Source organism: Leifsonia sp. PS1209, from assembly GCF_012317045.1.
Taxonomy (GTDB): domain Bacteria; phylum Actinomycetota; class Actinomycetes; order Actinomycetales; family Microbacteriaceae; genus Leifsonia.
Map to the genome: position 1 here is coordinate 2,165,081 of NZ_CP051154.1, position 19,769 is coordinate 2,184,849.

The 19,769-nt window shown below is 67.8% G+C and carries 16 protein-coding genes; 6 read left to right on the top strand and 10 right to left on the bottom strand.

The genetic code is table 11. The features are described 5' to 3' along the window. The first annotated feature begins 10 nt into the window (after positions 1 to 10). Genes tkt through pgl form a run of 6 tightly spaced genes read left to right on the top strand, consistent with a single transcriptional unit; the run spans position 11 to position 8,146 of the window. Complete coding sequence (gene tkt, locus HF024_RS10340) at positions 11 to 2,104, top strand: transketolase (protein ID WP_168689505.1); 2,094 nt, start codon at positions 11 to 13, stop codon at positions 2,102 to 2,104. Positions 2,105 to 2,130: 26 nt separating this feature from the next. After that, positions 2,131 to 3,243, top strand: coding sequence for a transaldolase (gene tal, locus HF024_RS10345; RefSeq protein ID WP_168689506.1), 1,113 nt, complete (start codon positions 2,131 to 2,133; stop codon positions 3,241 to 3,243). Next, positions 3,240 to 4,850 (top strand): glucose-6-phosphate isomerase, encoded by a 1,611-nt coding sequence (locus HF024_RS10350; RefSeq protein ID WP_168689507.1) that lies wholly within the window; start codon positions 3,240 to 3,242, stop codon positions 4,848 to 4,850. Before tal ends, HF024_RS10350 begins: the two co-directional genes overlap by 4 nt. A gap of 28 nt (positions 4,851 to 4,878) precedes the next feature. Continuing rightward, complete coding sequence (gene zwf, locus HF024_RS10355) at positions 4,879 to 6,420, top strand: glucose-6-phosphate dehydrogenase (RefSeq protein ID WP_085371164.1); 1,542 nt, start codon at positions 4,879 to 4,881, stop codon at positions 6,418 to 6,420. Then, entirely contained in the window at positions 6,417 to 7,379 is a 963-nt protein-coding gene (locus tag HF024_RS10360) for a glucose-6-phosphate dehydrogenase assembly protein OpcA (protein WP_085371163.1), read from the top strand. The genes zwf and HF024_RS10360 overlap by 4 nt, the downstream gene beginning before the upstream one ends. After that, complete coding sequence (gene pgl, locus HF024_RS10365) at positions 7,376 to 8,146, top strand: 6-phosphogluconolactonase (RefSeq protein ID WP_085371162.1); 771 nt, start codon at positions 7,376 to 7,378, stop codon at positions 8,144 to 8,146. The genes HF024_RS10360 and pgl overlap by 4 nt, the downstream gene beginning before the upstream one ends. A gap of 78 nt (positions 8,147 to 8,224) precedes the next feature. Here pgl and HF024_RS10370 read toward each other — a convergent pair whose 3' ends face one another. The 10 genes from HF024_RS10370 to uvrA form a co-directional block, all read right to left on the bottom strand. Beyond that, complete coding sequence (locus HF024_RS10370) at positions 8,225 to 8,593, bottom strand: RNA polymerase-binding protein RbpA (RefSeq protein WP_168689508.1); 369 nt, start codon at positions 8,591 to 8,593, stop codon at positions 8,225 to 8,227. 28 nt (positions 8,594 to 8,621) lie between these two features. Continuing rightward, positions 8,622 to 8,873: a preprotein translocase subunit SecG gene (secG, locus tag HF024_RS10375; RefSeq protein WP_055894015.1), complete on the bottom strand. Its 252-nt coding sequence runs from the start codon at positions 8,871 to 8,873 to the stop codon at positions 8,622 to 8,624. Positions 8,874 to 8,942: 69 nt separating this feature from the next. Next, complete coding sequence (tpiA, locus tag HF024_RS10380; RefSeq protein ID WP_281727762.1) at positions 8,943 to 9,737, bottom strand: triose-phosphate isomerase; 795 nt, start codon at positions 9,735 to 9,737, stop codon at positions 8,943 to 8,945. Next, positions 9,734 to 10,951: a phosphoglycerate kinase gene (locus HF024_RS10385; RefSeq protein WP_168689510.1), complete on the bottom strand. Its 1,218-nt coding sequence runs from the start codon at positions 10,949 to 10,951 to the stop codon at positions 9,734 to 9,736. The genes tpiA and HF024_RS10385 overlap by 4 nt, the downstream gene beginning before the upstream one ends. A 15-nt stretch (positions 10,952 to 10,966) precedes the next feature. Then, positions 10,967 to 11,977 (bottom strand): type I glyceraldehyde-3-phosphate dehydrogenase, encoded by a 1,011-nt coding sequence (gene gap, locus HF024_RS10390; RefSeq protein WP_085371158.1) that lies wholly within the window; start codon positions 11,975 to 11,977, stop codon positions 10,967 to 10,969. Positions 11,978 to 12,080: 103 nt separating this feature from the next. Then, positions 12,081 to 12,707 (bottom strand): superoxide dismutase, encoded by a 627-nt coding sequence (locus HF024_RS10395; protein ID WP_055894023.1) that lies wholly within the window; start codon positions 12,705 to 12,707, stop codon positions 12,081 to 12,083. Positions 12,708 to 12,823: 116 nt separating this feature from the next. Beyond that, positions 12,824 to 13,804, bottom strand: coding sequence for a DNA-binding protein WhiA (gene whiA / locus HF024_RS10400; RefSeq protein ID WP_085371157.1), 981 nt, complete (start codon positions 13,802 to 13,804; stop codon positions 12,824 to 12,826). Between the two features lie 58 nt (positions 13,805 to 13,862). Further along, positions 13,863 to 14,738 carry an RNase adapter RapZ gene (gene rapZ / locus HF024_RS10405; protein ID WP_085371156.1) on the bottom strand — a complete coding sequence of 292 codons (876 nt, stop codon included), beginning with the start codon at positions 14,736 to 14,738 and terminating at the stop codon, positions 13,863 to 13,865. A 36-nt stretch (positions 14,739 to 14,774) separates the two neighbouring features. Further along, the gene (gene uvrC, locus HF024_RS10410) at positions 14,775 to 16,781 is read right to left on the bottom strand and encodes an excinuclease ABC subunit UvrC (protein WP_168689511.1); all 2,007 of its coding nucleotides are present in this window, start codon (positions 16,779 to 16,781) and stop codon (positions 14,775 to 14,777) included. Positions 16,782 to 16,790: 9 nt separating this feature from the next. Then, positions 16,791 to 19,667 carry an excinuclease ABC subunit UvrA gene (gene uvrA / locus HF024_RS10415; RefSeq protein ID WP_168690865.1) on the bottom strand — a complete coding sequence of 959 codons (2,877 nt, stop codon included), beginning with the start codon at positions 19,665 to 19,667 and terminating at the stop codon, positions 16,791 to 16,793. Positions 19,668 to 19,769: the final 102 nt, after the last annotated feature.

The following is a 19,769-nucleotide window of genomic DNA, read 5'->3' on the forward strand; positions in this document are numbered from 1 at the left end:
CAGTTTTCACGTGGCAGCTCTGCAATGGGATCCCATTGACAACAAGGCAGTAGACACCGCTCGCGTTCTCGCGGCGGACGCGGTGGAGAAGGTGGGCAACGGGCATCCCGGAACCGCCATGAGCCTCGCTCCGGCCGCTTACCTGCTGTTCCAGAAGGTGATGCGCCGCGATCCGCACGACCAGCACTGGCTCGGACGCGACCGCTTCATCCTCTCGGCGGGCCACAGCTCGCTGACCCAGTACATCCAGCTGTACTTCGGCGGATACGGCCTCGAGCTCGACGACCTCGAGAAGCTCCGCACCTGGGGCTCCCTCACGCCGGGCCACCCCGAGGTCGGCCACACCGACGGCGTCGAGATCACCACCGGCCCGCTCGGCCAGGGCATCTCGTCCTCCGTCGGTTTCGCATACGCGAGCCGCTTCGAGCGCGGCCTGTTCGACCCGGACGCAGAGGCGGGCACGAGCCCGTTCGACCACTTCGTCTACGTCATCGCCGGCGACGGCGACCTGCAGGAGGGCGTGAGCAGCGAGGCATCCTCGCTCGCCGGCCACCAGCAGCTCGGCAACCTCATCGCGATCTACGACAGCAACCAGATCTCGATCGAGGACGACACCAACATCGCCTTCACCGAAGACGTCAAGGCGCGCTACGAGGCGTACCACTGGCACGTCCAGGTCGTCGACTGGAAGAAGACGGGCGTCTACGAGGAAGACGTGCAGGAGCTGCACGACGCCATCGAGGCGGCCAAGGCCGTCACCGACAAGCCCTCGCTGATCATCCTCAAGACGATCATCGGCTGGCCGGCCCCGAAAAAGCAGAACACGGGCAAGATCCACGGTTCGGCTCTCGGCACCGACGAGCTGCGCGCCGTCAAAGAGGTTCTCGGCTTCGACCCCGACAAGAACTTCGACGTCGCCCCCGAGGTCATCGAGCACACCCGCAAGGCCGTCGAGCGCGGCGCGGAGCAGCGTGCGGAGTGGCAGAAGGGCTTCGACACCTGGGCGGCAGCGAACCCGGAGCGCAAGCAGCTCCTCGACCGCCTGCTCACCGGAGAACTCCCCGAGGGCGTCGAGGCTGCCCTCCCGGTGTTCGAGGCCGGCAAGGACATCTCGACCCGCGCGGCGAGCGGCAAGGTGCTCAACGCACTCGGACCGATCATCCCCGAGCTGTGGGGCGGTTCGGCCGACCTCGCAGAGTCGAACAACACGACCATCGAGGGAGCGGCGTCGTTCGTCCCGTCCGAGCACTCGACGCACGAGTGGACGGGCAACCCGTACGGTCGCGTCCTGCACTTCGGCATCCGTGAGCACGCGATGGCGGCCATCCTGAACGGCATCGTGCTGCACGGCCCGACGCGTCCGTTCGGCGGCACGTTCCTGATCTTCAGCGACTACATGCGCCCCGCCGTCCGTCTGGCAGCGCTCATGAAGGCGCCGTCGATCTTCGTCTGGACGCACGACTCCGTCGCCCTCGGCGAGGACGGCCCGACGCACCAGCCGATCGAGCAGCTCTCGACGCTCCGCGCCATCCCGCAGCTCGACGTGGTGCGCCCCGGCGACGCCAACGAGGTCGCGTACGCCTGGAAGACCATCCTGGAACGCCGCAAGGGACCGGCCGGCATCGCGCTGACCCGTCAGAACATCCCGGTGTTCGAGCGCGGTGACGGCGAGGCGAGCGGCGACACGTTCGCGTCCGCCGCCAACGTCTCCAAGGGCGCGTACGTGCTCGCCGAGGCGCCGAACGGCACCCCGGACGTGCTGCTGATCGCCACGGGCTCCGAGCTCCAGATCGCCGTCGAGACCCGCGAGGTCCTGCGTGGAGAGGGCATCAACGCCCGCGTCATCTCCGCACCGAGCCTCGAGTGGTTCGAAGAGCAGAGCGACGAGTACAAGGAATCCGTGCTGCCCTCCGCCGTCAAGGCCCGCGTCTCGATCGAGGCAGGCCTCGCGCTCAGCTGGCGCTCGTACGTGGGCGACCACGGCCGCAGCGTCTCGATCGAGCACTTCGGCGCATCGGCCGACTACAAGACGCTGTTCCGCGAGTTCGGGATGACCACCGAGCACGCCGTCGCCGCAGCCAAGGAATCGCTCGCGTCGCTCTGACGCGAGACAAGAGGAGATAGAAGAAAATGACAGACTCCACCCCCACCGCCCAGCTTTCGGCCGCAGGCGTCAGCATCTGGCTCGACGACCTGTCGCGTGAGCGCATCAACTCCGGCGGACTGCAGAAGCTCATCGCGGAGAAGAACGTGGTCGGCGTGACCACCAACCCGACGATCTTCGCAACGGCACTGTCCAACGGAGAGGCGTACGACGCGCAGGTGCGCGAGCTCGCAGCGGCCGGCACCAGCGTCACCGACGCGGTCTTCGAGATCACGACGGACGACGTCGCCACCGCCAGCGACATCTTCAACGAGGTCTTCGAGCAGACCGAGGGAACCGACGGCCGCGTGTCGATCGAGGTCGAGCCCGGCCTCGCGCACGACGCAGCGGGCACCATCGCCGAGGCCAAGAAGCTCGCGGCCAAGGTGAACAAGCCCAACGTGCTCATCAAGATCCCCGCGACCGTCGAGGGCCTCGAGGCCATCACGGAGACCATCGGAGCCGGGATCAGCGTCAACGTCACGCTGATCTTCAGCCTCGACCGCTACCGCGGCGTGATCGAGGCGTACCTCGCCGGTCTCGAGAAGGCTCAGGCCGCAGGCATCGACCTCTCCGGCATCCAGTCGGTCGCCTCGTTCTTCGTGTCGCGCGTCGACACCGAGATCGACAAGCGCCTGACCGCGATCGGCACCGACGAGGCGCTCGCGCTCAAGAGCAAGGCGGGCGTCGCGAACGCACGCCTCGCGTACCAGGTCTACGAGGAGGCGTTCGCGACCGACCGTGCCAAGGCACTCGTCGCGGCGGGCGCCAACGAGCAGCGCCCGCTCTGGGCGTCCACCGGCGTCAAGGACCCGAGCCTGCCCGACACCCTGTACGTCACCGAGCTCGTCGCCCCGAACACGGTCAACACCATGCCGGAGAAGACGCTCGACGCGACCTTCGACCACGGCGTGATCACCGGCGACACCGTCACCGGCAACTACGCGGACGCGCAGGGCGTGCTCGACAAGCTCGCAGCGCTCGGCGTGGACTACGACGATGTCACCGCCGTCCTCGAGAAGGAGGGCGTCGAGAAGTTCGTCGTCTCCTGGAACGAGCTGCTGGACACCGTGACCGCAGCTCTCGAGGCAGCGAAGTGACGTTCCGCATCCACGTCACCGGCGCCACCGCCGATGCCGTGAAGGCCGTGGTCCCGCAGCTCGTCGCAGACCGCGTCGCGTCCGGGATCACCGCACAGGACCCCGCGCTGTGGGGCCCTGCTGCCGAAGCCGAGGCGGCCAAGCGCCTCGGCTGGACGGAGGCCGTCGCGATCTCCCGTCCGCTGGTCGCCGAGATCACCGCCCTGCGCGAGGAGCTCCACGCCAAGGGTGTCGACCACATCGTGCTCGGCGGCATGGGCGGCTCGTCGCTCGCTCCGGAGGTCATCACCAGGACGGCCGAGGCCGAGCTGACCGTGCTCGACTCCACCGACCCCGGCCAGGTGCTCTCCGCGCTGCGCGACCGCCTCGCCGCGACCGCCGTCGTCATCTCGAGCAAGTCGGGTTCGACCCTCGAGACCGACAGCCAGCGTCGCGTCTACGAGAAGTGGTTCCGCGACGCAGGCATCGACCCCGCTGAGCGCATCGTCGTCGTCACCGACCCCGGATCGCCGCTGGATGTCTCCGCCCGTGAGGCCGGCTACCGCGTCTTCAACGCCGACCCCAACGTCGGCGGACGATACTCGGCGCTCACCGCGTTCGGCCTCGTGCCGTCCGGGCTCGCCGGTGTCGACATCGCCGAGCTGCTCGACGAGGCAGAGGCCACACTGATCGAGCTCGCCGTCGACAACGACGAGAACCCGGGCCTCGTGCTCGGCGCCGCGATCGCCGGTACGAACCCGCTCAAGGACAAGCTCGGCATCATCGCCGACGGCACGCACATCGTCGGCTTCGCCGACTGGGCAGAGCAGCTGATCGCGGAATCGACGGGCAAGGAAGGCACCGGCCTCCTCCCCGTGGTCCTCGACCCGCTCTCCCCCGAGGTCGGAGAGAACCTCCCCGACCTGCAGATCGTGCGGCTCGTCGACAACGCGGAGGCTCACCACCTGTTCCCCGCGAACCGCCACGACGGCGAGATCCTCGTCTCCGGCAGCCTCGGCGCGCAGCTCATCGTCTGGGAGTACGCCGTTGCCGTCGCCGGCCGCCTGCTCGGGATCAACCCGTTCGACCAGCCCGACGTGGAGGCCGCCAAGGTCGCCGCACGCGCACTGCTCGACAACCGTCCGGAGCCCGCCGCCCCCGCGTTCGTCGCGAACGGCGTCGAGGTCCGCACCACGGGCGACTTCCTGAACGGCGCGACCACCCTCGATGCCGCAGTGGATGCGCTGCTCGCCCAGCTCGGACCGGACGGCTACGTCTCCATCCAGGCATACGTCGACCGTCTCGCCCTCCCGCAGCTCGCCGGGATGCGCGACCTCCTCGCCGCCAAGGCCAAGCGTCCGGTGACGTTCGGCTGGGGACCCCGCTTCCTGCACTCCACCGGCCAGTTCCACAAGGGCGGCCCCGCCGTCGGCGTGTTCCTGCAGATCACGGCCGACGCGCCGGAAGACCTGGAGATCCCCGACCGTCCGTTCACCTTCGGCCAGCTCATCCAGGCCCAGGCGGCAGGCGACGCGAGCGTGCTCGGCGAGCACGGCCGTCCCGTCCTGACCCTGAACCTGACGAACCCCGAGGCGAGTGTCGTCTCGCTGTTCGAGGCCGTCAACTAACAGCGTCATCGTCCTGACTAGGAGCTCAATGTCCCCGGTGGAAATCACCCCGGAGTTCAATCCCCTGCGGTTGCCCTCCGATCGCCGACTGAATCGCATCGCCGGCCCGAGCAGCCTCATCATCTTCGGCGTGACAGGTGACCTGTCGCGCAAGAAGCTGATGCCGGCTGTCTACGACCTCGCCAACCGTGGCCTGCTGCCGCCTGGCTTCTCGCTCGTCGGGTTCGCCCGCCGCGACTGGGAGGACCAGGACTTCGAGAAGGTCGTCTACGACGCCGTGAAGCAGTACGCTCGCACGCCGTTCGAAGACGACGTCTGGAAGCAGCTGGCCCAGGGCATCCGGTTCGTGCCGGGTGAGTTCGACGACGACGCCGCGTTCGAGCGTCTCAAGAACACGGTCGAGGAGCTCGACAAGGAACGCGGAACGATGGGCAACCACGCGTTCTACCTGTCGATCCCCCCGAAGGCGTTCCCGCTCGTCACCGAGCAGCTGCGCAAGTCCGGCCTCGCCGACCAGTCGGAGACCGGCTGGCGCCGCGTCGTCATCGAGAAGCCCTTCGGAAGCGACCTCAAGACGGCACGCGAGCTCAACGCCGTCGTCGAGTCGGTCTTCCCGGCCGACTCGGTGTTCCGCATCGACCACTACCTCGGCAAAGAGACGGTCCAGAACATCCTGGCGCTGCGCTTCGCGAACGAGCTGTACGAGCCGATCTGGAACGCCAACTACGTCGACCACGTGCAGATCACGATGGCGGAGGACATCGGCGTCGGCGGCCGGGCAGGGTATTACGACGGAATCGGCGCCGCCCGCGACGTCATCCAGAACCACCTGCTCCAGCTGCTCGCGCTGACCGCGATGGAGGAGCCCATCTCCTTCGACGCGGCCGACCTGCGCGCCGAGAAGGAGAAGATCCTCGCGGCGGTGCGCCTGCCGAAGGATCTGGGCACCTCCACCGCCCGCGGTCAGTATTCCAGCGGGTGGCAGGGCGGCGAGAAGGTCGTCGGCTTCCTGGAAGAGGACGGGATGAACCCGGAGTCCACCACGGAGACCTACGCGGCGATCAAGCTGGAGATCGGCACCCGCCGCTGGGCCGGCGTGCCGTTCTACCTGCGTGCAGGCAAGCGGCTCGGCCGCCGTGTGACCGAGATCGCCGTCGTCTTCAAGCGCGCTCCGCAGCAGCTGTTCGCGGAGAGCCAGACGTCGGCCCTTGGTCAGAACGCGCTCGTCATCCGCGTGCAGCCGGATGAGGGTGTCACCATCCGCTTCGGCTCCAAGGTTCCCGGCGCCGGCATGCAGGTGCGCGACGTGAGCATGGACTTCGGCTACGGCCACGCGTTCACCGAGGCGAGCCCCGAGGCGTACGAGAGGCTCATCCTGGATGTGCTGCTCGGCGACCCGCCCCTGTTCCCCCGTCATGAGGAGGTCGAGCTCTCCTGGAAGATCCTCGACCCGATCGAAGAATTCTGGGCGACCCAGGGCCAGCCGGAGCAGTACCGGCCCGGCACCTGGGGCCCGAGCTCCGCGGACGAGCTTCTCGCCCGCGACGGCCGCGTTTGGAGGCGTCCATGATCGTCGATCTGCCCGATACCACCACGAGCAACATCTCGAAGGCCCTCGTCAAGATCCGTGAGGAGGGCGGCGCCGTTGCTCTCGGCCGCGTGCTCACCCTGGTGATCGCGACGCACCTCGGCCAGGAGGAGGAGGCCATCGAGGCCGCCAACGACGCCTCTCGCGAGCACCCGATGCGCGTGATCGTCGTCTCCACCGAGGAGGAGCGCACCTCCAACGGCGACGGCAGGCTCGACGCGCAGATCCGCGTCGGCGGAGACGCCGGCGCGAGCGAGGTCATCGTGCTCCGTGCATACGGAGAGACCGCCAGCGACGAGGAGGGCCTCGTGACGGGGCTCCTGCTCCCGGATGCCCCTGTGGTCGTCTGGTGGCCCGGGATCGCCCCGGAGGTGGTCTCGAAGTCTCCGCTCGGCCGCATAGCGACCCGCCGCATTACGGACGCCTCAGCGCAGCCGGACCCGCAGTCCGCTCTGCGTCACCTGTCGAAGACGTACGCCCCCGGCGACACCGACTTCGCCTGGACCAGGCTCACCCTGTGGCGCGCCCAGCTCGCCGCTGTGCTCGACCAGCCGCCGTACGAGCCGATCACGGCCGTCGAGGTCGCCGGCGCCGCCGACTCCCCGTCGACCATGCTGCTCGCGTCCTGGCTGGCGCTGCAGCTCCAGGTGCCCGTCCAGTACGACCTGACCTCGCGGGCCACCGGCTCCAGCGGCATCCACGGTGTGCGCATGCAGCGCGCATCCGGAGTCATCGAACTGGAGCGCGAGGTCCCGAACGTCGCCAGGCTGTCGCAGCCGAACCAGCCGACGCACGACCTCTCGCTGCCCCGCCGGAGCCTGCGCGACTGCCTCGCCGAGGAATTGCGTAGGCTGGACCCTGATGATCTGTACGGTGAGGTGATCACCAGAGGCCTCGACCAGCTCGAGACCGCCGACCAGGGAGCGGGCGCCACAGCATGACCAACGAACGCAGGGTGCTCGTCCACCCCGACAAGCAGGCGCTCACCGGATCGGTCGCCGCGCGTTTCCTCACCAAGACCGTCGACATCCTCGACGAGCTGGACGAGGCGAACATCGCGCTGACCGGCGGCTCCGTCGGCATCGCGGTGCTCGAAGCCATCAACGCGTCGCCCGCCAGGGACAGCGTCGACTGGTCGAAGGTCCACTTCTGGTGGGGCGACGAGCGGTTCGTCGAGAAGGCCAGCGAAGACAGGAACGAGCGACAGGCCCGCGAAGCCCTGCTCGACCACATCGCCGTGCCGCCGGAGAACATCCACCCGTTCCCGGCGTCGGATGAGATCGCCGACATCGACGAGGCCGCCTCGGTGTACGCCGCCGAGCTGGAGGCGTTCGCACAGGACGGCGCTCGCGCCCCCCGGTTCGACATCACCTTCCTCGGCGTCGGTCCGGACGGTCACATCGCGTCGCTGTTCCCCGACCGCGCCGGCATCCGGGAGACGGAGGCCACGGTGATCGCCGAGCGCGACTCCCCCAAGCCTCCGCCCGCCCGCCTCAGCCTGACGCGTCCGGTGCTCAACGCCTCCGACCGCATATGGCTGGTGCTCGCCGGAAGCGACAAGGCCAGCGCGCTCGGGCTCGCCCTCGCGGGCGCCAGCTACACCGAGGTCCCCGTCGCGGGAGCCAAGGGACGCAAGCGCACGGTGTTCTTCGTCGACCAGGATGCGGCCGTCGACGTGCCGGAGAACCTGATCGCTCCGAGCTACTGACACCTCGCCACGGCAACCCGCCACACCACGAAGAAGCCCCGCCGGTCGCTGACCGGCGGGGCTTCTTCGTGCGTGCTGCTAGTTGGTGGGGCTCAGCTTGCCGCGGCGCGCGCGGAGCTGGTTGAGCGCGTGTTCGAGAAGCTGCTCCGCCTCTTCCTCCGTGCGGCGCTCCTTCACGTATGCGAGGTGCGTCTTGTACGGCTCGAGCTTCGCCACCGACGGCGGGTTCTCCTTGTCGCGACCGGCGGGAAGACCCGACGACGGCGAATCGATGACCTCGGGGATCTCCTCCTCGGGGAGGTTCGCCGCGAAGTGACGGACCGTCTCGTTGCCGAGTGCGTCCCAGTAAGAGATGGTGATGCGCTCAGCGTGGAATCCACGATCCTGCTCCCCCATCGGGCCCGCGCCGACGCGCGAACCCCGAATTGCACTTCCTCCGGATGCCATGCTGCTCCTCGTTGTGACCTATGGACGCTTACGCGCCGGAATCGAACTTGGTGATGAGTCCGAGCACGACGATGCAGATGATCCAGACGAGCCCGAGAACCACGGTGATGCGGTTCAGGTTGCGCTCGGCCACACCGGATGCGCCGAGGTTGGACGTGACGCCGCCACCGAACATGTCGGAGAGACCGCCACCGCGCCCCTTGTGCAGGAGGATGAGCAGCGTCAGCAGGAGGCTGGTGATGCCCAGCAGGACCTGCAGGACGACCTGGAGAATTTGCACGACGTACCTTTCGCAAAGCACCCGGGGCTCAGCGCCCGGGAAGACCAACGACCAGTATAACCGGTGGGGTCAGAGTCCGACGTGCTTCTGGTATCGCACGATGCTCGCGAACTCGGCCACATCGAGGCTCGCACCTCCGACGAGGGCGCCGTCCACGTTCGGTTCGCGCATGAAGCTCGCGATGTTGCCGGACTTGACGGAGCCGCCGTAGAGGATGCGCGTCTTGGCCGCGACGTCCTCACCGAGCACCTCGACCAGCACGGCGCGGAGCGCGGCGCAGACCTGCTCGGCCTGCTCCGGCGTGGCAGCCTGGCCGGAGCCGATGGCCCAGACCGGCTCGTACGCGACCACCAGGTCGGCCGCGGAGGACACGTTCGCGAGTGCGGCGCGCAGCTGGGCGACGGGCACGGCGCTCGCGCCGTGGACCTCCAGGTCTTCCGCCGTCTCGCCGACGCAGATGATCGGCGCCAGGTTGTGCGCGAGCGCTGCGGCGACCTTTCCTGCGACCTGCTCGTCGGTCTCACCGTGCAGCGTGCGCCGTTCGGAGTGGCCGATGATGACGTAGCGGCACTCGAGCTGTGCGAGGAAGGTCGCGGAGATCTCGCCGGTGTACGCGCCGGACTCGTGCTCGGAGACGTCCTGCGCGCCGAAGGCGAGCGGGAGCTTGTCGGCGGACACGAGCGTCTGCACGCTGCGCAGATCGGTGAACGGCGGGAACACCGCGACCTCGACACTGGCGAAGTCGTGGTTGGCGTCCTTCAGGCTCCACGCGAGCTTCTGGACGAACGCGATCGCCTGCAGGTGATCGAGGTTCATCTTCCAGTTGCCCGCGATGAGCGGCGTACGCCGCACAGAAGAGCTCACTGCTGCCATCCGAGGACCTCCAGTCCCGGCAGGTGCTTGCCCTCGAGGAACTCGAGGCTCGCACCGCCACCCGTAGAAATGTGACCGAACTGGTCGTCTGAGAAACCGAGCGCGCGCACGGCGGCCGCCGAGTCGCCTCCGCCGACGACGCCGAGGCCGTCGACCTCGGTGAGCGCCTTCGCGACGGCCTTGGTGCCCGCCGCGAACGGCGCGAGCTCGAACACGCCCATCGGGCCGTTCCAGAACACCGTGCGCGAACGGCGGATGTACTCGCCGAACAGCGTGCCCGTCTCCGGGCCGATGTCGAGGCCGAGCCCCGCAGAGCCCCAGTCGGTGTCTTCGATGCCGTCGATCGGGCGCACGACGTGCTCGGCGTCCGCGCCGAACTTCGACGCGACGACCACATCCCGTGGCAGCACGATCTCGACACCGAGCTCCTTCGCCGTGGCGAGGTAACCCTTGACAGTGTCGATCTGGTCGGCCTCGAGCAGGCTCGACCCGACCTTGTGGCCGAGAGCGGCGAGGAAGGTGAAGAGCATCCCGCCGCCGATCAGCAGGGAGTCGACGCGCGGGAGCAGGTGGCCGATGACGCCGAGCTTGTCGGAGACCTTCGACCCGCCGAGGACCACGGCGTACGGACGCTCCGGGTTCTCGGTGAGGCGGTCGAGCACATCCAGCTCGGTGGCGATCAACTGGCCGGCCGCGCTCGGGAGAGCCTTGGCGAGCTCGTAGACGCTCGCCTGCTTGCGGTGCACGACACCGAAGCCGTCGGAGACGAACGCGTCGCCGAAGGCGGCGAGCTTCGCCGCGAACGCCTGGCGCTCCGCCTCGTCTTTGCTAGTCTCGCCCGGGTTGAACCGGAGGTTCTCCAGCAGGGCGACGTCGCCGTCCTGCAGGCCGGAGACCGCATCCTGGGCGCCGGAGCCGACGGTGTCCTTGGCGAAGGTCACCGGCTTGCCCAGCAGCTCGGAGAGCCGCTGAGCAACCGGCGCCAGGCTGTACTTCGCATCCGGGGCGCCCTCCGGGCGTCCCAGGTGGGAGATGACGACCACCTTCGCGCCCTGATTGATCAGGGCGTTCAGGGTGGGAATCGACGCTCGCACGCGGCCATCGTCCGTGATCTGGCCGTCCTTCAGAGGGACGTTCAGATCACAGCGGACGATGACCAGCTTGCCGGCGAGCGAACCGAGTGAATCAAGTGTGCGGAGCGTCACGTCGGTTCCCTGTCGTTAGAGGCGCTCGGCCACGTACTCGGTCAGGTCGACGAGACGGTTGGAGTAACCCCACTCGTTGTCGTACCAGGACGCGACCTTGACCTGCGTGCCGCCGATGACCTTGGTCAGGCCGGCGTCGAAGATCGACGAGTGCGGGTCGCTGACGATGTCGGTGGAGACGATCGGGTCTTCGGTGTACTTGAGGATGCCCTTGAGGGGACCCTCGGCAGCAGCCTTGTACGCCGCGTTGACCTGCTCGACCGTCACCGGGCTGCCGACCTCGACCGTGAGGTCGGTGATCGAGCCGGTGATGACCGGGACGCGGAGGGCGTAGCCGTCGAGCTTGCCGACGAGCTCCGGGATGACCAGGCCGAGAGCCTTCGCGGCACCGGTCGAGGTCGGGATGATGTTGGCAGCGGCTGCGCGCGCACGGCGGAGGTCGCTGTGCGGGCCGTCCTGCAGGTTCTGGTCTGCGGTGTACGCGTGGACCGTGGTCATGAGACCGCGCTCGATACCGAAGTTGTCGAGCAGGACCTTGGCGAGCGGCGCGAGGCAGTTCGTGGTGCAGGACGCGTTCGAGAGGATGTCGCTCACGGCGCTGTCGTAGGTCTCCTCGTTGACGCCGAGGACGATCGTGGCGACGTCGTCACCGGTCGCGGGGGCGGAGACGATGACCTTCTTGGCACCACCGGCGATGTGCTTGCGCGCATCCTCCGACTTGGTGAAGCGGCCGGTCGACTCGATGACGATGTCGACGCCCAGCTCGCCCCAGGGGAGGTTGGCGGGGTCGCGCTCTTCGAGGACCTTGATGGCCTTGCCGTTGACGATGATGTTGTCGCCGTCGAGCTCGACCGTGGCGTCCAGACGACCGGTGATCGAGTCGTACTTGAGCAGGTGCGCAAGCGCCTTGTTGTCGGTCAGGTCGTTGACGGCGACGATCTCGAGGTCGCTGCCCTTGGCCAGAGCGGCACGGAAGAAGTTACGACCAATGCGACCGAACCCGTTGATTCCGATCTTTACGGACACAGATGTCTCCAGTTACTTGATGGGCGCCCGACGGGCGCGGTGTTGTGGGTAGGGAGCGGACGGCGGTGTCCCGGGCGGCGAACCATCCGGGACACCGTTCCCGCTATGACAGTAGCAGGAGGCCAGAGGTCTTCTCGCGCGCCCGCGTGAAGCGCTCCTGCACATCGCCCCAGTTGGTGATGTTCCAGAACGCCTTGACGTAATCCGCCTTGACATTCACGTAGTCCAGGTAGAACGCGTGCTCCCACATGTCGAGGAGCAGCAGCGGCACGGTGGCTGCTGCGAGGTTGCCCTGGTGGTCGTACAGCTGCTCGATGATGAGCTTCTGGCCGAGCGAATCCCAGGCCAGGATCGACCATCCGGAGCCCTGGATGCCCAGAGCGGACGCCGTGAAGTGCGCGCGGAACTTGTCGAACGACCCGAAGAACTCGTCGATCGCGGCCGCGAGCTCACCGGTCGGCTTGTCGCCCCCGTCCGGCGACAGGTTGTTCCAGAACACCGTGTGGTTCACGTGACCGGCGAGGTTGAACGCCAGGTCTTTCTGGAGCTTGTTGACGTTGCCGAGGTCGTCGGCGTCGCGTGCTTCGGCCAGCTTGGCGATGGCGGTGTTCGCACCGTCGACGTACGCCTTGTGGTGCTTGTCGTGGTGCAGCTCCATGATCCGACCGCTGATGTTCGGCTCAAGCGCCGAATAATCGTATGGAAGGTCTGCGAGCGTGTAGTCAGCCATTACTCATCTCCTCATTTGGTTCCCGGCGCGATCCGTTCACACCGGGCTTCGAGCGACATTTCCAGTCTAGTAACGCCAACCGAGTTGGCCAGGGGTTGCTTCCCCGTCGAACAGACTCAGACTTCGTCGAGGTCGGACGGGAGGTTGGCCTCCGTGCCGGGGATGCCGAGGTCGACGGCCTTCTTGTCCGCCATCGCCAGCAGCCTCCTGATGCGCCCGGCGACCGCGTCCTTCGTCATCGGCGGGTCGGCGTGGTGGCCGAGCTCGTCGAGGCTGGAGTCGCGGAAGTTGAGGCGCAGCTCCCCCGCGTACCGCAGGTGCTCCGGCACGTCGTCGCCGAGGATCTCGAGTGCGCGCTCGACGCGGGCGCAGGCGGCGACGGCGGCCTGGGCGGAGCGGCGCAGGTTGGCGTCGTCGAAGTTCACCAGGCGGTTGGCCGTTGCACGGACCTCGCGGCGCTGGCGCAGCTGCTCCCAGTTCTCGACAGTCTTCGCCGCGCCCATGTGCACGAGCATGGCGCTGATGGCGTCGCCGTCGCGGATCACGACGCGGTGCACGCCGCGGACCTCGCGGGCCTTCGCGGCCACGCCGAGGCGGCCGGCGGCACCGACGAGCGCCATCGCGGACTCGTTGCCCGGGCAGGTGATCTCCAGCGCGGCAGAGCGACCGGGGTCGGTGAGGGATCCGCTGGCGAGGAACGCACCGCGCCAGACGGCGGCGAGCTCCTCGCGGGAACCCGTGGTGAGACGGTTCGGGAGGCCGCGGATCGGGCGGCGACGCGCATCCAGCAGTCCCGTCTGGCGGGCGAGGGTCTCTCCGCCGTCGAGCACGCGGACGAGGTACTGGCTGGTGCGCCGCAGACCGGATGCGGAGATGACGGAGACCTCGCTGCGGACGCCGTACAGCTCCGCGAGGTCCTTACGGACGCGGCGGGCGAGCTCCGGAGTGTCCAGCTCGCTCTCGACCGCGATGCGGCCGCTGATCAGGTGCAGGCCACCCGAGAACCGCAGGATGGTCGCGAGTTCGGCTGCCCGGACGGTGGTCTTGCTGACCTCGACCTTCGTGAGTTCGTCTTTGACGTCGGCGGTGAGAGCCAATCGGGTTCCTTTTCTGTTCGAACGGCCTGTCGTGGGGCCGTGGAGGCTGTGGCCGGCTTCATTCACGGCCGAGGTCGCGGTGTTTTGTGTTCACCGCGAGCCCAGGGATCTCTTTCAACCGGGTAGCGAGCTCTTCCGCAATCGCCACGGACCGGTGTTTTCCCCCCGTGCAGCCTACCGCGATCGTGGCGTGCCGTTTGTTCTCACGCTGGTAACCGTCGAGGATCGGGCGCAGAGCACTGACGTATGCGTCGATGAATTCCGCGGCGCCGCGCTGTTCGAGGACGAAGTCGCGCACGACGGCGTCGAGCCCTGTGAAGGGCCGCAGTTCCGGGTTCCAGAAGGGGTTGGGCAGGAAGCGCGCATCCGTCACCAGGTCGGCGTCGGCCGGCAGGCCGTACTTGAATCCGAAACTCATCAGCGTCACCTGCACACCCGCTGTGTTCTCCGCGGCGAAGGTCTCCGTGATGTTCGTGGCGAGCTGGTGGATGTTCAGATCGGAGGTGTCGACGATGATGTCGCTCGCCTCGCGGATCTCGCGCAACCGCGTGCGCTCCGCAGTGATGCCGTCGAGGATCGTGCCGTCGCCCTGCAGCGGGTGGGGTCTCCGCACCTGCTCGAACCTCCGCACCAGCACCGCGTCCGTCGCTTCGAGGAACAGCACGCGCACCTTGGTGCCCTCGCGCAGGCTCTGGATGAGGTCGCGCAGGTCGACGAAGAAGTTGCGGCCGCGCACATCCACCACCGCGGCGATGCGCGGCAGACCGGACTCAGCCCGATTGGCCAGCTCGATCAGCGGCCGGAGCATCTGCGGGGGGAGGTTGTCGACGACGTACCAGTCGAGGTCTTCGAGCGCGTTGGCGACCGTCGACCTCCCTGCTCCCGACATCCCGGTCACGATCAGCACTTCCTGCTGCTCGGTGTCGGTGCTCATCAGCCTTGTCCTCCGCTCGAAAGGTGTCCCCCAAGCCTAGCGACTGGCGAGTCGTTCATGGATGGCGGACGCCAGGGTCGGTCCGACGCCGCGCACGGCGGCGATCTCGTCCGGAGTCGCCTTCCTGAGCTGCGCCACGGAGCCGAAATGCTTCAGCAGCTCCTTGACCCTCGACGGGCCGAGGCCCGGGATCTCGCCGAGCACCGAGCCGATGTCGCGCCTGCGCTTGGCGCGCTGGTACGTGATGGCGAACCGGTGCGCCTCGTCGCGGATGCGCTGGATGAGGAACAGCGCGTCGCTGTTGCGCGGCAGGATCACCGGGAAGTCGGAGTCCGGCAGCCAGATCTCCTCGAGACGCTTGGCGATGCCGACCAGCTGGATGCCCTGCACGCCGGACTCCTCCAGCGCGCGCCTGGCCGCAGCCACCTGCGGCTGGCCGCCGTCGACGATGAGCAGGTTGGGCGGGTACGCGAACTTCTTGCGCCGCTTCTCCGCCGCCTCCGCGAGCTCGGCGTCGATGTCGATCTCTGGATCGTCGCCGGCGTCGTCGGTCTGGACGGCGGCGGCGCGAGCAGCACCCGTCTGCGCGCCCTCCGCCCCCGGCTCGGCGAACTCCGCCTCCGGGTTCTTCAGGTACGCCAGCCTGCGCGTGATCACCTGGTAGATCGACTCCGTGTCGTCCGTCGACTCCGGGATGCTGAACCGCCGGTACTGGTCCTTCCTCGGCAGCCCGTCCTCGAACACGACCATCGAGGCCACGATGTTGGTGCCGCTGAGGTGCGAGACGTCGTAGCACTCCATCCGGAGGGGAGCATCCGGCATGCCGAGCGCATCCTGGATGTCGTTGAGCGCCTTGGACCTGGCCACGAAGTCGGAGCTGCGCCTCGTCTTGTAGAGCACGAGCGCGTTCTTGGCGTTCATCTCGACGGTCTGGGCGAGCGCCGCCTTGTCTCCGCGCTGCGCCACCCGCAGCTCGACCCGTCCGGTGAGGCGTCCGCGCGGTGCTCCAGGGTCGCCGATCTCGTGGCGGCGGGCCGTGAGCCACTGCTCGAGTTCGATGGCGTCGTCCGGCAGCTCCGGCACGAGGATCTCGCGCGGCGGAGCATCCGATCCCTCGTACGCGTTCTGCACCACGGTCTCGACGAGGTCGCCGAGTTCGACGTCGAGCTCCTTGTCGACCACCCAGCTGCGCACACCCCGGATGCGGCCTCCGCGCACGATGAACTGCTGTACGGCGGCGGCCAGCTCGTCGTGCGCGATGCCGAACACGTCGGCGTCGACGTTGTCCGGAAGCACGACGGCGCTCTTGCCCATCGCCGCTTCGAGAGCCTGGATCGCGTCACGGTGGCGGGCGGCGGCCTCGTAGTCCTGTGTGCTCGCGGCCTGCTTCATCCGCTCGGTCATCACCCGGATGTACTTGGTGTCGTTGCCCGCCATGAACGAGACGAAGTCCTCGGCCAGCTCGCGATGATCCTCCGGGCTGATCCGCCCGACGCAGGGAGCGGCGCACTTGCCGATGTCGCCGAGCAGGCACGGACGCCCGGTGAGCTCCGCCCTGCGGTAGACACCGTCGGAGCAGCTGCGCATCGGGAACGCCTTGAGCATCAGGTCGACCGTGTCCCTGATCGCCCAGACCTTCGTGTACGGCCCGAAGTATCGCGCGTCCTTCACGCCGCGGTTGCGCGTGACCATCACCCGCGGGATGCGGTCCCCCAGTGTCACCGCCAGGTAGGGGTACGACTTGTCGTCCCGGAACTGCACGTTGAACGGCGGATTGAACTCCTTGATCCAGGTGTATTCGAGTTGCAGCGCCTCGAACTCGGTCGCCACGACCGTCCACTCCACCGACGCTGCGGTGGTCACCATGCGCCTGGTGCGCTCGTGCAGACTGCGGAGCGGCTGGAAGTAGTTGCTCAGCCGCGCCCGCAGGTTCTTGGCCTTGCCGACATAGAGCACGCGCCGGTTGGCGTCGCGGAACCGGTACACCCCGGGCTGGGTCGGGATCTCACCGGCTTTCGGCCGGTAGCTGACGGTGTCTGCCACGCGCCCGGCCTACGCGGCGCCCCGGGCGCTCTCGCCCTGGAGGATCTCCTTGAGGAAGTATCCGGTGTGGCTGCCCGGCGTTTCCGCCACGCGCTCCGGCGTTCCGGTCGCGATGACCTCTCCGCCGCCTGCTCCGCCCTCCGGCCCCATGTCGATGATCCAGTCCGCGGACTTGATCACGTCGAGGTTGTGCTCGATGACGATCACGGTGTTGCCCTTGTCGAGCAGCCCGTTCAGCACCAGCAGGAGCTTGCGGACGTCTTCGAAGTGCAGACCGGTGGTCGGCTCGTCGAGCACGTACACGCTGCGCCCGTTGGAGCGGCGCTGCAGCTCGGTGGCGAGCTTGACGCGCTGCGCCTCGCCTCCGGAGAGCGTCGTGGCGCTCTGGCCGAGCCTGACGTAGCCGAGCCCCACATCCACGAGGGTCTGCAGGAAGCGGTGGATCGCCGAGATCGGCCGGAAGAACTCCGCCGCCTCGCTGATCGGCATGTCGAGCACCTCGGCGATGTTCTTGCCCTTGTAGTGCACGGACAGGGTGTCGCGGTTGTACCGCGCTCCCCCGCACACCTCGCACGCCACGTAGACGTCGGGCAGGAAGTTCATCTCGATCTTGATCGTGCCGTCTCCGGAGCACGCCTCGCAGCGCCCGCCCTTGACGTTGAAGCTGAACCGGCCGGGCAGGTAGCCGCGCGACTTCGCCTCCATCGTCTCGGAGAACAGCGTGCGGATGCGGTCGAAGACGCCGGTGTACGTCGCCGGGTTGGAGCGCGGCGTGCGTCCGATCGGCGCCTGGTCGACGTGCACGACCTTGTCGAGGTTCTCGAGCCCGGTGACGGCCTTGTGCTTGCCCGGCAGCTTGCGTGCGCCATTGAGCTTGTTGGCCAGCACCCGATACAGGATGTCATTGACCAGCGACGACTTGCCGGACCCGCTCACGCCGGTGACGGCGACGAACGTGCCGAGCGGGAAGTCGACCGTGACCTTCTTGAGGTTGTTGGCCTCGGCGCCGACCACGGAGATCATGCGCTTCTTGTCGATCTTGCGGCGCTTGGCCGGGATCTCGATCTCCTTGCGGCCGGAGAGGTAGTCGCCGGTGAGCGAATCCCTGTTCTCCAGCAGCTCGTCGTACGAGCCCGAGTGCACGACGTGACCGCCGTTGACGCCGGCGCCCGGTCCGATGTCGACCACCCAGTCGGCCGTGCGGATGGTGTCTTCGTCGTGCTCGACCACGATCAGCGTGTTCCCGAGGTCGCGCAGCGCGACGAGGGTGTCGATCAGACGGCGGTTGTCGCGCTGGTGCAGGCCGATGCTCGGCTCGTCGAGCACGTAGAGCACGCCGGTGAGCCCAGAGCCGATCTGCGTCGCCAACCGGATGCGCTGGGCCTCGCCACCCGACAGAGTGGCCGCTGCGCGCGACAGGTCGAGGTAGTTGAGCCCCACCTGGATGAGGAAGTCGAGACGCAGCTTGATCTCGCGCAGCACCTGGGCGGCGATCTTCTCCTCGCGCTCGGTGAGGTGCAGCTTGTCCATGAAGACGCGCGCGTCGCTGAGGCTCAGCTCGGAGGCGTCGGCGATGCTCGCGCCGTGCACGAGAACGGCGAGCACTTCGGGCTTCAGCCGCTTGCCGCCGCACACGGAGCACGGCACCTCGCGGAGGTACTCCGCCCAGCGCGCACGCTGCGTGTCGGTCTCGGCCTGCAGGTACTGGCGCTCGATGTACGGCACGACGCCCTCGAAGCCCGAGGTGTAGCTCATCTCACGGCCGTAGCGGTTCTTCCACTTGACCTTGACCTCGAAGTTGTCGCCGCGCATGACCGCGTTGCGCACCTCGTCCGGGAGCTTCTTCCACGGCGTCTTCAGCGAGAACTTGAGGTCGCGGGCGAGCCCGTCGAGCAGCTTCTCGTAGTACTGGAACAGTCCCTTGCCCTGCGTGGTCCACGGCACGATGACGCCGTCGGCGATGCTGAGGTCTTCGTCGCCGAGCAGCAGGTCTTCATCCACCGCCATGCGCGTGCCGAGGCCGGAGCACTCCGGGCAGGCGCCGAACGGCGCGTTGAACGAGAAGGTTCGCGGCTCGATCTCGGTGAGCTGGATGGGGTGGTTGTTGGGGCAGGACAGCTTCTCGCTGAACGTGCGCCACGCATCCGGGCCCTCTTTGTCGACGAAGTTGACCTGGACCAGCCCGTCGGTGAGCCGCAGCGCGGTCTCCAGCGAGTCGGTGAGGCGGCTCAGGATGTCCGGCCCGGCGACCAGACGGTCGACGACCACCGAGATGTCGTGCTTGTACTGCTTCTTGAGCGTCGGGGGCTCGCTGAGCTGGATCTGCTGGCCGTCGACGATGGCGCGCGAGTATCCGGATGCCGCGAGCTCCTTGAAGAGGTCGACGAACTCGCCCTTCTTCTGCGAGACGACGGGGCTGACCACCTGGTAGCGCCTGCCTGCTTCGAGCTCCATCAGCTGGTCGGCGATCTGCTGCACGGTCTGGCGCTGGATGGGCTCACCGCAGACCGGGCAGTGCGGGACGCCGATGCGCGCCCAGAGCAGACGCATGTAGTCGTAGATCTCGGTGATCGTTCCGACCGTGGACCGCGGGTTGCGGTTGGTGGACTTCTGGTCGATCGACACGGCGGGGCTCAGGCCCTCGATGAAGTCGACATCCGGTCGGTCGACCTGTCCGAGGAACTGCCTGGCGTACGCCGACAGCGACTCGACGTATCGGCGCTGCCCCTCGGCGAAGATCGTGTCGAAGGCGAGCGACGACTTGCCGGAACCGGACAGCCCGGTGAAGACCACGAGCGAGTCCCTCGGGATCTCGAGGTCGACATTGTGCAGGTTGTGCACCCGCGCTCCTCGCACGCTGAGGTGTGAACCCGTCACCTTGCCCATAACCACCCGATCAATTTCAGTCACTCGATCAATTCTCCGCTACTCGTCGCCCCAGGTCGGCTGTGTTCGCCCAGCGCAGATCGCACGCCGGCACAGATCGAA